Raw genomic sequence first — 14,258 nt, 5'->3', positions numbered from 1 at the left:
GGCCGGTCACGGCGGACGGACCTGGGCTCGTGGGCCGGGCCGGTGGGTCAGTCCGCGCCGCGGTCCGCGACCACCGCCGCCAATTCGGCCACGGTCGGGTTCTCGAAGAGTTCCTGGGTGCCGAGCCGGACCCCGACCCGGTCGTCGACCAGGGCGAGCAGCCGGGTCGCCTTCAGCGAGTTCCCGCCGAGGTCGAAGAACGAGTCGTCCCGGCCGATCCCCGGGCGGTCCAGGGCTTCGGCCCACAGGAGAGCGAGCTGCTGCTCCAATGGCGTCGCCGGTGGCGTCGAGGGCCGGCGCCTGCGGTCGGATGCGGTCATCTGCAGCAGCGTGGTGGCGTCGACGCCACCGTCCCGCCCGCGCGGGATGTGCTCGACCTCGACCGTGCGCACCGGCACGGGGCAGTCGCCTGCGGCTGCCTGGACGGCCTCCCGTACGGCCTCGGGCGCGGCGCCGTCGGCGGTGTGGGCGACGACGATCTCACCGGCCCGCAGGTGGTCCGGCACGAGCTCGTCGACGATGGCGGGGTGCGCCAGGTCGAGGCCGACGATCAGGTGGTGGTCGGAGCGGGCGATACCGGCGAGGAACAGCCGCAGTCCGTCGGCGGGGTCGACGGCGCTGAAGCCGCGACTGCGGGCCGGGGCGGTGGAGCTGCCGCGGTTCATGCCGATTTCGGTCCACATGCTCCAGGACAGGCAGTGCACCACTCGCCGCCGCTCGTGGTGCCAGTGGTCGGCGAATCCGGTGAGGAAGCTGTTGGCGGTGGCGTAGGCGCCGAAGGAGTGCCCCCCGAACTCCCCGTTGACGGAGCCGAAGAGGACGAGGGACGCCTCCGGCCGGCGCTCCAGCACCTGGGCGAGAGCGAGCGAGCCGCTCACCTTGGGGCGGTATTGCCGGGCGAACGTCTCGGCGGACTCGTTGACGAGCGTGTGCCGTTCGAGGTCGGCCCACTGGTCGGTCGGGTCGGCTCCGGCCAGGTGCAGCACCCCATCGAGGGGGCGGCCCCAGTGCGCCTCGGCACGCGCCACGCCGGCCTCGACGGCCTCGGCGTCGGCGACGTCGAGCTGCTCGTGCAGGACGTCGCCCAGGGCGCGCAGCTCGGCCAGCCGTTCGCCCGCCTCACCGATCGCGGGAGACCGGCCGACGACCAGCAGGCGCACTCCGTAGGTGGCGACCAGGTAGCCGGCGAGGTCGTGGGCGATGCCGCCGAGCCCGCCCGTCACCAGGTACGTACCGCCCGGGGTCACGGGTGGCACGCCGGTCTCGTCGTCGGGGACCGGGCTCAGGCGCGGCTGCCACCGCCGGTTCTGCCGGGCGGCGACGACGCCCCGGTGCGTACGGTCCACGAGTTCGGTCCGTACGGCGTCCGCCCAGGCGGTGCGGTCCGAGGGCAGGTCGAGTTGACGGATCGTCAGGGAGGGCAGTTCGCTCACCGCGGTGCGGATCAGTCCGGGCAGGGCGCAGGTGCCCAGGTCGATCCGGTCGCCGGACCGCACATGCACGGACCCCGAGGTGAGCACGAGCACCAAGGGGCTGTCACCATCCGTGGCGTCGGCGAGCGCGCCGAGGAGGGCGGTCAGTTCGGCGGTGGCCGCGGCCAGCCGCGCGGCGGGGTCCTCGTCCGTGCGGGACAGGGTCCGGCCGTACACGACCGTGCCGATCGGTCCGTGCCGATCGGTCACGTCCTTCAGCAACCGGGTCAGCTGCGCGCGGTCGCGTGCGTCGGCGCGGTAGCGCTCCGCCGCTTCCACGTGCAGCCGATCGCCGTGGTGTACGGCGATCACCGGTCCGTCGAGGCCGAGGGATACGAGTTCGTCGTCCTCGGCCAGGACGAGCCGGGCCCCGGCTTTCCCGCTCCCGGATCCGGGAGCGGGAAGTTCTGTCCACTGGCGTCTGACCAGTCGACTGTCGGGCCGTTCGTCGGCCCCGGCCCCGATGGCCCGGTCCGCGAAGGTGCCCGCGCGCAGCTCGGCGGTGAGAGCGGCGCGCTGCACCTTGCCGCTGCCGGTCTTCGGGAACTCGGTCTCGGTCACCGGGACGACCAGATCGGGGGCGAGTCCGACCTCGCGCACCAGGACGGCCCTGATCGCGTCGACGGTCCGGGTGATGGCTCCGTCGTCCCAGCTGCGCGGGACGAAGAAGATCGCCAGCCGGTCGGACCCCTCGCCGGGCTCGCGTACTCCGGTCGCCGCGCTGAAGGTGACCCGGACCCCGTCCACCTGCTCGACGACGTTCTCGATCTCGTGCGCGAGGTAGTTGATGCCGCGCACCACGATCTGGTCCTTCTTGCGTCCGGCGATCACCAAGTCGCCATCACGGACGAACGCGAGGTCGCCGGTGTGGAACCAGCCGTCGTCGTCGAACGACGTGGCGTTGGCCTCGGCGTTGTTGTAGTAGCCGGTCATCATCGTGCGGCCGCGGATGCACAGCTCGCCCAGGCGGCCTTCCGGGACCGCCGCCCCGGAGTCGTCCATCACGCGGATCCGCACGCCCGGGAGCGGGGTGCCGACGGTGGAGATCACCACGGCCCCGGGATCGCCGGGGTCCACCTCGCGGACCGTGCCGCCGAGCGAGGCGGGGTCGACGGCGACGGTGCCGGCCGTGCGGTCGTCCAGGCGCTGGAGGCCGTAGGTGACACCGGAGCAGGTCTCCGCCATGCCCCAGGCCGGGACCATCGCGTCGGCGGGCAGCCCGTGCGGCGCGAGAAGTTCCAGGAACCGGTGGCTGGTCGTGGCGACGACCGGTTCACCACCGTTGAGGAGGGTGCGGAACCGGGACAGGTCCCATGAACGCTTGGTGCGGATCTCCTCGGCGTGGTCGTTGACCATCGCGAAGGCGAAGTTCGGCGCCCAGGTGTTGGTCGCGCGGTACCGGTCGGCCCAGTCCAGCCACAGCAGCGGGTCGGCGAGGAAGTGCTCGATCTTGGCGTTGACATGCAGACACCGCAGGAAGACGTCCCGGATGTTGCAGTGGACGACGGTGACGTGGTCGAAGGGCATCCACAGGAGGCTGACCTCGTCGCTGCCCATTCCGCTTGCCTGCGCGTAGGCCAGGGACCTGGAGACGACGGTGGAGTTGGTGTGCTGCACGCACTTGGGCACGCCGGTGCTGCCGGAGGTGAGCAGATTCAGCACCGGCGAGTCGGGGTTCGCCGGATACCAGTCGGTGTCGGGCGGGCAGGCCAGCAGCTCGCCCAGGGTGAGGATCCGCACCTCCGGCTCGGCCCACAGGTCCCGCACGTCGGCGAGGGCGGGCGCGGTGGCGTCGTCGGTGAGCAGCGGCGGCCGGTCCAGCAGGTGCCAGACGTTGTGCAGCCGCCGGTTGGTGTCGTTCGCGGCGCGGTACGTGGGAGCAACCGCCACCGGTGTCGGCACGAACCCGCCGAGCACACAGGCCCAGAAGGCGGTGAGATAGGCCCGGTTGTCATCGAACTGGAACAGCGCTGCGTCGCCCGGGCGCAGTCCGGCGGCACGCAGCCCGGCGAGCACGCGCTGGGCCTCGGCCAGCAGCTCCGGGTAGGTCTGGAGTTCGTCCTTGCGGCCCCGCCGTATGAAGACGGTGCCCTTGTCCGGCGCCAGTTCGGCCGCATCGCGCAGAGCCTGTTGCAGGGTGTCCGGGGCGCCGTCGGGTATACGCAGGTCACCGCCATAGAGCTCGGCGGGCGGACGGCCGGTGGCGTCCTCGGCCGGTGCCTGAGGGGTACCGACGGCGGTGTCGGTCGGGGCGGCCCGCCCGGCGGCCCGCACGCTCCTGCGGACCACGGCCGCGGCGTCGCCGACTCCGGGAACCCGCAGGGCCGCCTCGGCGATGCGGTCCAGGGTTTCCTGTCCCAAGGGGTCGGCAGGGCTCATGCGGCCCTCCCCTTGGTCGTCAGCATCTTCCGGGACAGGAACGACACGACGTCGGCCGCGCCGGACTCCAGGAAGTAGAAGTGGCCACCCGGGTAGAACCGGGCGTAGAACTCGGCGTTGGTGTGCGCCTGCCACCCGGCGACGGAGTCCGGGGGCGTGCGCGGGTCGTCGTCGCCGCACAGCACGGTGAGGGGGCAGTCGAGGGGTTCCGAGGGAGCGGTGCGGTGCCCTTCCCAGAGGGCGAAGTCGGTGCGCAGGGCGGGCAGCAGGGAGTCGAGTACGAACGGGTCCTCGAGGATCTCGCGGTCAATGCCGCCGAGCGCCGTCATCTCGGCGCGGAACTCGTCGTCGGGCAGGTCGCTCAACGGCCGTACACCGGTGAAGCCGGGGGCGGGCTGGGCGGACAGGAAGAGCTGGTCCGGGCCGCGCCGACCGCGCGCCCGGAGCGCCTTGGCGAGCTCGAACGCGAGGGCTGCGCCGCAGGAGTGGCCGAAGATCGCGTACGGGCGGTCGAGGACCGGGCGCAGGGCGTGCGTGAGCGTGCTGACGAGCGGGCCGACCGCGGTGAACGGTTCCTCGGCGATACGGTTCTGCCTGCCGGGCAGCTGCACGGCGACGAGTTCGATCTCCGGCGGCAGCAGCGGGATCCAGTCGGCGTAGGCCGCGGCTCCCGCGCCGGCGTGCGGCAGGCAGATCAGCCGTTGGGTGCTCTCCGGCCGCCGGGCCCGCCAGATGTACGGCGTCTCGGCGACGAGTTCCGATGTCTGAACGCTCATGCGCACACCTCTCGCCCTGCTGCGGTCGTCCTGCGCGGTTCCGGATCGGGTCGGGACGTACGGGCCATACGGGGTCACTCCTTGCTCCGTCTGCGCAGCCGAGGGCCGCTCCTGGTGGTGTTCTCGTCCCAGCGGGCGACGAGCTCGGCGATGGTCCGGTGCCGGAACATGGCCCCGATGGCGATCTCCGTGCCGAGGTCATCGCGGATGCGGCTGATCAGACGGGTGGCGAGCAGGGAGTTGCCGCCGAGCGCGAAGAAGTCGTCGTCGATGCCCACCTCCTGCCGTCCGAGGACGTCCGCGAACAGCCGGCACAGCGCTTCCTCGTGGCCGGTGCGTGCCGCACGGCGGCTGGTGCCCGGCGGGTCGGGCAGCCGCCGGAGGTCGAGCCGTCCGTCGGCGGTTGTCGGCAGGGCGTCCAGGGCAACCAGCGCGGCGGGGACCATGCGGGCCGGCAGACGCTGGGCGACATGGGCCCGCAGCGCGTCGGCGGCGACGGTCTGCGGCTCGGCGGCGACCACATACGCGACGAGGCCCTGCGCGGCCGTGACGACCGCAGCCTGTGCCACGTGCGGGTGAGCCAGGAGCACCGTCCGCACCGCCTCCGGTTCGGTCCGCGCGTCGTGCCCGCCGAAGTCCGCGGGAACCGGCCCGGCGGTGTGCCGGAGCCGGACTCCGGTGCGGTACAGACGGCTGCCGGGAGCGCCGTGCGGGTCTGCGACGAACCGCTGCGCGGTGGCCCCGGGCCGCCCGGGAATGCCGTGCGCGAACTCCCCGGCCACGTACAGCTCGCCCGCGCCTCCGGGTGCGACCGCCGCCAGGGACGGGCTGAGCAGACGGGCCTCGTTCCCGGCGGTGGGAACCGCGGACAGCGGGGGCGATCCCTTGCGGATCTCGACTCGGCGGCCGCCGCAGAGCGCGAGCAGCAGTTCGGTGGCGCGCGTATCGGGCCCCGCCATCAGCGGCTCGTCCCCGGTGCCGGCGAACCGTGCCGCGCCGGCGGCCAGTCCGGCCTGGGTGAGGAGCAGACCGTACGGGGTCGCCGTGGCGGACGGTACGAAGTCGAGGCAGGCCGGCTGGTCGGGCCGGAGGTCACCCGGCGCGTCCGCGGGGCCGTCGACCGTGTGAGGGCCGCCGGACCCGACGAGGATGCGGGGCAGGTCACCCCATGGCCGTCCCGGCGCCGACTCGTCCACGACGGCCGCGTCCGGGCGGGCCTCCCGAGCCACCGCCTCCGACCAGGCGAGGGGGTCCTTCGGATCGAGCTCGACGAAGCAGCCGCCGATGCCGAGCACAGCCAGCAGACCCGTCAGCTGATCCACCGGGTGGGCGCAGCTGACCGCCACGACCGATCCCGGACCCAGCCCGTTCTGCCGGCAGGTACGGGCGAGCCGCTCGGCGTCCGACGCGATCTCGCCGAGCGTCGTCGGCACGTCATCGACGACGAGCGCGGCGGCGGCGTTCTGTGCGACGCGGGCGGCGAGGAGCGGGCCGGGCAGTGGGGTGCCGGCGCCGCCGGTGGTCCGTGCCTGGGGCCGGCCGGCGGCGACCGTGCCCACGGCGGTGCCGGGGTCGGCCACGAACGCTCGCAGCATGCGCAGCAGGAGGTCGGCGATCCGCTCCACGGTGTCCCGGTCGAGGAGGCCGTTCTTGTATTGCAGACGCAGCCGCGGAAGGGGGTCCTGCTCTGCCATCACGACGAGCGGGTAGTGCGATCCGGCGAGGGACCGGAACCCGGGCGCGGGGAGTCCGGCAGCCGCGCTCGCCTCGGCGATGGCGGTGTTGTCGAAGGGATACGACTGGTAGACGACCAGGGTGTCGAAGAGGGTGTCGAACCCGGTGGCGGCGTGGATGTCGATCAGGCCGGTGTGGTGGTGCTCCAGCAGGTCTGCGTGGGTCGCCTGGAGATCGGCGACGAGTTGCGTCGGCGTGCTCCTCGGACGGCAACGCACCCGTACCGGAAGCGTATTGATGCACAGTCCGACGACGGAGTCCACGCCGGGCAGGGCCGGCGGACGTCCGGAGACCGTGGTGCCGAACACCACGTCGGTGCTGCCGGTGATCTCCGCGAGCACCGCCGCCCACGCGGCCTGGACCAGGTTGCTGGGAGTGCTGCCCAGTTCGGCCGCGCGCCGGACGAGGGCCTGTGCCTCGTCGGTGGTCAGCGCGATGTCGCGGACACCGAAGCCGGTCGCGGACGTGCCGGTTCCGGCGGGCGCGACAAGGGTCGGTCCGGCGAGGCCCGCCAGTGCCTCGGTGTGTGCGCGCACCGAGCGGTCGTGGTCCTGTCGGTCCAGCCAGGCGAGGAAGTCCTTGAAGGAGCGTGCGGCGAGCAGCGACGCGGGGGCGCCGGCATAGAGCCGGATCAGGTCGTGCAGCAGGAGAGGTTCGGACCAGCCGTCGAACAGGACGTGGTGGGCGGTGAGGACGAGCCGGGTGTGCGCGTCGTCGACGCGGACCAAGGTCAGGCGCAGCAGCGGCGGCGTCGCCGGGTCGAACGGCTCGGTGCGGTCCTCGGTGAGGAAACGCTCGAACGAGTCGGCGGCCACCGTGCGCTCCCGCCAGGGCAGTTCAACGCCGTCCACGACGAGCTGCACCAGGTCACCCGCGGCGTTCGGTACAAACGCTGTGCGCAGGGCGGCGTGCCGCCTCAGCAGGGCCTGGCCCGCGGCACGCATCCGCACCGCGTCCACCGGGCCCTCGAAGTCGAACACCAGCTGGACCTGGTAGGTGTCGGCGTCGTTGTCGGCCAACGATGAGTGGTGCAGCAGTCCGGACTGCAAGGCGGTCAGCGGCCAGATGTCGGTGAGCCCCTGGTAGCGGCCCTCCCACGCCTCGATCTCCGGCTGTCCGACGGTGACCAGCGGCACGTCGGACGGGGTCAGGCCGCCGGCGTCCGGCGAGGTGGCATGCCGGGCCAGGGCGGTGAGCGCGGTGCACCACAGGTCGGCCAGCTCGCGCACCTCCCCGGCGGACAGCACGCCCTTGGGGGCGGCGAACACCGCGCCGATCCTGGGGCCTTCCGGGGTGTCGGTGACCATGGCGTTGATGTCCAGCTCGCACAGGGCCGGCATGGCCGGGTCATGGCCTGCGTCGAGTTCGGCGAGTTCCGTGCACTCCGCGATGTCGGACGTCAGCGTCCAGCCGAGACCGCGCAGATGTTGCGGCATGTCGGTGGCGGAGAAGCGGCCCAGATAGTTGAACCCTATCTGCCCGAGGGACGAGGTACCCAGTGCCTCGGCGCCTCGGGGGTCGAGGTGGCGCAGCAGGCCGTAGCCCAGGCCCCGGTCCGGTACGGCCAGGAGCTGTTCCTTCACCGCCTTGAGCAGGGCTCCCGCGGCTGGGCCGGCCGCGAACGCCTCGTCGAGGTCGATGCCCGCGGTGTCGAGCCGCACCGGGAAGACGCTGGTGAACCAGCCGACGGTGCGGGACAGGTCGGCCCCCAAGATGGCCTCCTCCTCCCGGCCGTGGCCCTCCAGGCGGAGCAGTGTCGAGGGTTCGGTGACGCCCCTGTCGCGGCGCCAGCGGGCGACGGCCACGGCGAGAGCGGCCAGCAGGCCGTCGTTGACTCCGCCCCGGTAGGCGTCCGGTACGGCGGTCAGCAGCGCCTGGGTGACCGATTGCGGCAGCTGGACGCGGACCTTCTCGACCGTGCTCCGCACGTCGGCGACCGGGTCGAGGCGCCGGGTCCCCAGGACCGGGTCGGGGCCGTCGACGATCGACCGCCACGTCTCGAGCTCGGCGCGCCGGGCGTCGCTCGACGCCTCGTCGGCCAGGGCGTGGGCCCAGCACCGTACGGAGGTCCCGACGGGCGGCAGTTCGGGGGTGCGCCCGTCGCGGACCTGGTGCCACGCGGCCGCGAGATCGGGCATCAGGATCCGCCAGGAGACGCCGTCGACCACGAGATGGTGCAGGGCGAGCAGCAGTCGTCCGGAGCCGGACGGCGGATCGAACCACACGCACTGCGCGACCACACCCGTGGACGGGTCCAGTCTCCCTGCGGCGGCGTCGAGTTCGCCGGTCAGCAGCCTGTGCCAGGACTCTCCGGTCCATGGCCCTTCGTGGGCGACTCGCCGGACGAGAGGGTCGACGTCCACGGAGCCGGGCTCCCCGACGAGCAGTCCGTCGGGCAGCAGCCGGGCACGCAGCAGGTCGTGACGGTCGACGACCGCCGTGAGGACGGCCGACAGGCCGGTGCGGTCGATACCCGGCGGGAGTTCCAGTACCACCGCCTGCAGCAGCCGGTCGAAGCCCGGCCCACGCTCACGGAGCCAGTGGGCGACCGGCATCAGGGGCATCCGTCCCACGCCGCCGCCTTCGGGTTCGGCGAGGACGGGCGGTTCGTCCGTCGGAGCCTCGGCGGCGGCCGCGGCGATGGCCGCGACGGTCCGGCGTCGGAAGATCTCCTGCGAGCTGACGGACAGGCCGCGCGCCCTGCTGCGGGACACCACCTGGATCGACTGGATGCTGTCGCCGCCGAGGGAGAAGAAGTCGTCGTCGACGCCGACCCGTTCCCGTCCCAGCACCTCGGAGAACACCGCCGCGAGGATCCGCTCGCCGTCCGTGGCGGGCGAGCGGTATGCGGTCGAGACGAACTCCGGCGCGGGGAGCGCCGCCCGGTCCAGTTTGCCGTTGGGGGTCAGCGGCAATCCGTCGAGCAGGACGAAGGCGGCGGGCACCATGTACTCGGGCAGCCGTGTGCCGAGGAAGGTCCGCAGTTCCCGGGCGAGTACGTCGGAGGTCGGCACGCCCTCGGCGCTGTGCCGCTCGCTCGTCGCACGGTCGCCGGCCGCCGGTACGACATACCCGACCAGCTGTTTGCCGCCGGGGCCGTCGTCCTGGCGAGCGACCACCGCGGCGTGCGCCACCTCGGGGTGCGAGAGCAGCGCGGCCTCGACTTCGCCGGGTTCGATGCGGAAGCCGCGCACCTTCACCTGGTGATCGGCCCGGCCCTGGTAGGTCAGCTCGCCGTCCTCGGTGGCGGTCACCAGGTCACCGGTGCGGTACATCCGTTCCCCGGGGGTTCCGAACGGGCAGGCGACGAACCGCGCGGCCGTCTGTGCCGACCGGTTCAGGTAGCCGCGGGCCAGTCCGCCGCCGGCGACGTACAGCTCGCCGGGTGTGCCCGGGCGTACGGGGCACAGCCGCTCGTCGAGGACATGGGCCCGCATGGTGTCCAGGGCACGTCCGATCGGTACCTCCGCACCGAGATCCTGTGCGCGCTCCACCCGGTGGCTGGTTGCGAACACCGTGGTCTCGGTCGGCCCGTAGCCGTTGACGAACCGGGTGTCCGGGCACGCCTGCATGGCCCGCCGGACGACGGGTGCCAGCACCCGGTCGCCGCCGGCCCAGACCTCCCGCAGCCCGGCCAGGCAGTGGGGGTCGTCCTCGACCAGGACGTTGAACAGCGCGCTCGTCAGCCAGACCGCCGTCACGCCGTTGCGGGAGACGAGGTCGGCGAGGACACCGGGGGTGAGGTCCTCCGAGGTGTCGACCACGACCCGGCCACCGGTCAGCAGCGGGACCCACAACTCGTAGACCGAGGCGTCGAAGGCGAGCGGCGAGTGCAGCAGCACGCACGTGTGGGCCCCGCCTGCGAACCGGCTGTCCGACGCGAGGTCCACGACGTCCCGGTGGGTGATGCCGATGCCCTTGGGGGTCCCGGTCGAACCGGACGTGTAGATGACGTAGGCGAGTTGCTCGGGACGGGGGGCCCGGTGGGTGCCCGGCATGCCGCCGCCGACCGTGATCTCGGCGGGTGTCACGACAGGGCAGGGGCCATAGGGCTCGCCGGGCGCGCGATCGGTACCGATCCGCAGCGTCGGCCGTACGTCGCGGAGCATGAACTCCATGCGTTCGGCCGGGTAGTCCGGGTCCATCGGAAGGTAGGCGGCGCCGGCCTTGAGCACGCCGAGCAGTACCGCGACGAGCTCGGCCGAGCGCGGCAGCGCGACTGCCACGGCGGCCTCGGGGCCGACTCCTCGATCGATGAGACCGGCCGCGAAGCGGTCGGACCACTCGGCGAGTTGACCGTAGGTCAGCGTCTGGTCGTCGCACACTACGGCGATCGCCTCGGGGGTCGCCCTCGACTGCCGTTCGAACAACGCGGTGATCGTGACGTCGGCCGGATGCGGGACAGCACCGTCGGCCGCCATCGGCGACCGGTCTTGCTCCATCGGGTGAGGCACGTCCATCACTCCACGCGAACAGGCGGATCGGGAGGGAAAAGCGAATCATCCGGCGATGCATTCCACGGCATCGATCCGAGAACGGAATAATCCATCGCTCTTGAGGTCCATTACAGCCGACCGATTATCTCCGATCGGTAATTCGGAACGAATATCCGAATCTGCGGACGATCAATATCCTGGCGTCTGGGTGCTGCATGGTCAAGCGAATACGGTCCCGGACCGATTCCGGTGCGCCGAAGGGGAGTTCTGTCCCGTCGACAGGACCACGCGCAGGCCCCTGTGGCGAGGTGGACACCGCCCTTGTGGCGCCGGCGGTCGGGATCCTACGGTGGCGACAGCATTCCGGGCCGGCTGCGGATGCCGAGTGTCCTGTCGACAGGACAACACCGAACGGCGAGCGGCGCCGAGCCCCCGATTTCCCTTTCCGTATCACTCCGTGACGGTCATGGATTCGCCCGGCCCAGACAATTCCCATGCGGAAGACGGTGATGGCCTTCCCGCAGAACCTGTCGGAGCGGTCCTTGATTGGTTACGCCTCACCGGACACCTCTCATATCGGAGTCAGTTGATGATCCTTCAGGGAAAGCGGGTCGCCCTGCCCTCGGCGCCCGTCGTCCACAAGCAGTTCGAGGCCCACGCGGAAGCCACTCCCGACGCCGTTGCCGTCTTCTGCGCCGGGCAACGGGTGACGTACGCAGAACTCAACGCGAAGGCCAACCGGTTCGCGCACTTCCTCGCCGCGCGTGGGCACGGCCGGGGTGCGAGACTCGGCGTCTGCCTCGACTACTCGATCGACCTGCTCGTCGCCATCCTGGGCACATTGAAGGCAGGCGCGGCCTACGTACCGCTCGACCCGTCCTACCCCGCGGCGAGACTCCAGTTGCTGCTGGGCCAGATGCCCGATCTCGCCCTGATCGTGGCCTCCCCTGCGACGGCCGGGCTGGTCGAGTCGGCGGCCGTCGAGGTCATCGACCTGGAGCAGTCCTCCGACGACCTTGCGGGTCTGCCGGCGACCGACCCCGACGTCCTGGTCACCGGGGACGACGTGTGCTACGCGGTCTTCACGTCCGGGTCGACCGGCACGCCGAAGGTGACCGCGGTGCGGCACGAGGGCTGGTTCAACCTGTTGAACTGGCTGAAGCTCGAGTACGGCCTGCACCGCGGGTCGAACAACCTGGTCGTCAGCGCGTTCGGGTTCGATCTCTCCCAGCGCAGCCTGATGATGCCGTTGTTCTGCGGAGCCACCCAGAACCTGATGGCGAGCCGGAACTTCGACGCCGCGATGGCCTTCCGCATGCTGGCCGAGCACGATGTACGCACGGTGCACTGCGCCTCCAGCACGCTGTACCTGCTGGTGGACTGGGAGACCGCACGTGGAGGTGACACGCTCGCCCGGCTCGACTACGTGCTCTTCGGCGGGGAACCGCTGAAGGTCCAGCGGATCGCGGACTGGGCGCGGCGCGAGGCCAATACGTGCACCCTCCTGCACCAGTACGGCGTCGCCGAGTGCACGGATGTGGCGTCGTCGTACGACCTCGCCGAGTACTGGAGGGGCGAACACGACAACCCACCGGTCGGCAAGCCCGCCCACAACACCGACCTCCACATCCTCGACGAGCGGATGCGTGGAGTCGGGGCCGGGGAGTCCGGCGAGATCTGCATCTCCGGGACCAGCGTCGGCGCGGGCTACCTCAACGGCACCGGTCCCGAATCCGAGCGGTTCACCACGGTCGTGGTCGACGGTGAGTCGCGCAGGTTGTACCGCACGGGCGACCGCGGCTATGTGACGCCGGGCGGGGACCTCGTCGTGGTGGGCAGGATGGACGCGCAGGTGAAGGTGCGGGGCATGCGGATCGATCCCGCCGACGTGGAACGCGCGCTCGGCAGGCTGGCCGGGGTCCGGGAGGCCGCCGTGGTGATCACGTACGACGATTCCGGTGAGGCCGAGCTGATCGCGTTCATCGTCCCGGAGAGGGACGATCTCACCGAGAACGACGTGCGCACCCGCCTCCTCGGGACGCTGCCGCGGAACATGGTTCCGACCAAATTCATCAACATCCCGCAGATTCCGTTGAGCCCGCACGGAAAAGTGGACCGCGCTGCGCTGGTCGACGCGTGCCGGAATGTATACACCGGCAGCGGCGCGACGGCATAGTCGGCGGACCTTGATGACAACCGAGAGGACTGTGATGATTGCCGACAGCGTGCGCACCATCTGGTGCCGAGAACTCCAGCGCGATGACATCTTGGCCGACGACGACTTCTTCGCTCTGGGCGGCCAGTCCGTGATCATGGCCAGGATTCAGGGTGCCTTCATCGACGAGCTGGGCGTCGAGGTCCCGATCGATCAGATGTTCCTCAATCCGACGGTGGCGTCGATTTCTGCGTACATCGAATCCCTGGGCACGGTGAGCCAGTAGTTCCAGGCGTGCTTCAACGAACTATCGAATTGATGATTGGGGTTGGTCGGGGTGAGGGAAGCCGGTATGTCTGTGGAAGACCGGGGCGAGACCGCGCTGCTGTGCGTGCCGTTCGCAGGGGCGGGCCCTTCGTTCTTCCATCCGTGGAGGGAACTGGCCGGCGACCGGTGGCGCGTGGTCCCGGTCGAACTGCCCGGCAGGGAGCGGCGGATCCTTGAGACGCCGTACCGGAACGTCGTCGAAGCGGCCAAGAACTCGATCGACGACATTGTCGCGGACCTCGGCGAAGGGGCGCGGACCGTGCTGTTCGGGCACAGCCTGGGCGCGGTGCTCGCGTACGAGCTGGCGCATCTGCTGAGCACGCGCGATGTGCACGTCGAGCGGCTGGTCGTCAGTGGCTCGCCGGGGCCGTGGACCCAGCGGGAGAGGCGGGCGACAGGACTTCCGGAGGAGGAATTCCTCCTCCGGGTCGAGGAGTTCGCGGGATTCCGGCACGAGGCACTCGACCACCCAGATCTGCGTGAACTGATTCTCCCCATGCTGCGGGCCGACTGCGAGATGCACGAGAACTATATCCCGAGCACCGATGAACCGGTGTCGGTGCCGATCTGCTCGATTCGGGGCAGCTCCGACACGTTGGTCACCGCGGAAGAGGCTCAAGGTTGGCGGGACGCGACCACCAGTGAATTCAGCTTCGTGGAGTTCCCAGGTGGTCACATGTACCTGGTCGATCTCGGCCAGGAGGTACTGAACGTGATCGCGGCAGAGTCCGCCCGTGGTCACTGACTCATCTTTCCCCGTCCCGTCGACAAGACGATACCGACTGCCTTCCGGCCCAAGAGCGTAGCGGGAAGGCCCGATTGAGACTGGGCGAGCCCGCCGGACCTTCCCGGCGAATGCGAGCCCGGACGTATCCATACCTCACGGAAGGACCCGCCCTGTGGCTTCACCTGTCGACCATTGGGATTTGCATCCGGAGCATTTCTGGCTTCGCGGGGAAATCCCCGAGAATCTCGTTTC

At 71.1% G+C, this 14,258-nt stretch carries 6 protein-coding genes; 3 read left to right on the top strand and 3 right to left on the bottom strand.

Annotation, left to right across the window (positions count from 1 at the left end):
• Positions 1-47 precede the first annotated feature (47 nt).
• The 3 genes from OG289_RS40415 to OG289_RS40405 form a co-directional block, all read right to left on the bottom strand.
• Positions 48-3,851: an SDR family NAD(P)-dependent oxidoreductase gene (locus OG289_RS40415; protein WP_327318966.1), complete on the bottom strand. Its 3,804-nt coding sequence runs from the start codon at positions 3,849-3,851 to the stop codon at positions 48-50.
• Positions 3,848-4,627 (bottom strand): thioesterase II family protein, encoded by a 780-nt coding sequence (locus OG289_RS40410; RefSeq protein ID WP_327318965.1) that lies wholly within the window; start codon positions 4,625-4,627, stop codon positions 3,848-3,850. Before OG289_RS40410 ends, OG289_RS40415 begins: the two co-directional genes overlap by 4 nt.
• Before the next feature lie 74 nt (positions 4,628-4,701).
• The gene (locus tag OG289_RS40405) at positions 4,702-10,803 is read right to left on the bottom strand and encodes a non-ribosomal peptide synthetase (protein ID WP_327318964.1); all 6,102 of its coding nucleotides are present in this window, start codon (positions 10,801-10,803) and stop codon (positions 4,702-4,704) included.
• Between the two features lie 583 nt (positions 10,804-11,386).
• Here OG289_RS40405 and OG289_RS40400 point away from each other — a divergent pair.
• From OG289_RS40400 to OG289_RS40390, 3 genes are all read left to right on the top strand, one after another.
• Complete coding sequence (locus OG289_RS40400) at positions 11,387-12,973, top strand: amino acid adenylation domain-containing protein (protein WP_327318963.1); 1,587 nt, start codon at positions 11,387-11,389, stop codon at positions 12,971-12,973.
• Between the two features lie 34 nt (positions 12,974-13,007).
• Entirely contained in the window at positions 13,008-13,238 is a 231-nt protein-coding gene (locus OG289_RS40395; RefSeq protein WP_327318962.1) for a phosphopantetheine-binding protein, read from the top strand.
• Positions 13,239-13,304: 66 nt separating this feature from the next.
• The gene (locus tag OG289_RS40390) at positions 13,305-14,024 is read left to right on the top strand and encodes a thioesterase II family protein (RefSeq protein WP_327320952.1); all 720 of its coding nucleotides are present in this window, start codon (positions 13,305-13,307) and stop codon (positions 14,022-14,024) included.
• Positions 14,025-14,258: the final 234 nt, after the last annotated feature.

It is taken from the genome of Streptomyces sp. NBC_01235 (assembly GCF_035989285.1).
In the GTDB taxonomy this organism is placed as follows: domain Bacteria; phylum Actinomycetota; class Actinomycetes; order Streptomycetales; family Streptomycetaceae; genus Streptomyces.
Note: the sequence above shows the minus strand (reverse complement) of the source record. Positions and strands in the feature narration are given on the sequence as shown.

Excerpts from the sequence above, each read along its gene's own strand:
- OG289_RS40415 (WP_327318966.1), bottom strand. The coding sequence starts at position 3,851 with ATGAGCCCTGCCGACCCCTTGGGACAGGAAACCCTGGACCGCATCGCC.
- OG289_RS40410 (WP_327318965.1), bottom strand. The coding sequence starts at position 4,627 with ATGAGCGTTCAGACATCGGAACTCGTCGCCGAGACGCCGTACATCTGG.
- OG289_RS40405 (WP_327318964.1), bottom strand. The coding sequence starts at position 10,803 with ATGGAGCAAGACCGGTCGCCGATGGCGGCCGACGGTGCTGTCCCGCAT.
- OG289_RS40400 (WP_327318963.1), top strand. The coding sequence starts at position 11,387 with ATGATCCTTCAGGGAAAGCGGGTCGCCCTGCCCTCGGCGCCCGTCGTC.
- OG289_RS40395 (WP_327318962.1), top strand. The coding sequence starts at position 13,008 with ATGATTGCCGACAGCGTGCGCACCATCTGGTGCCGAGAACTCCAGCGC.
- OG289_RS40390 (WP_327320952.1), top strand. The coding sequence starts at position 13,305 with ATGTCTGTGGAAGACCGGGGCGAGACCGCGCTGCTGTGCGTGCCGTTC.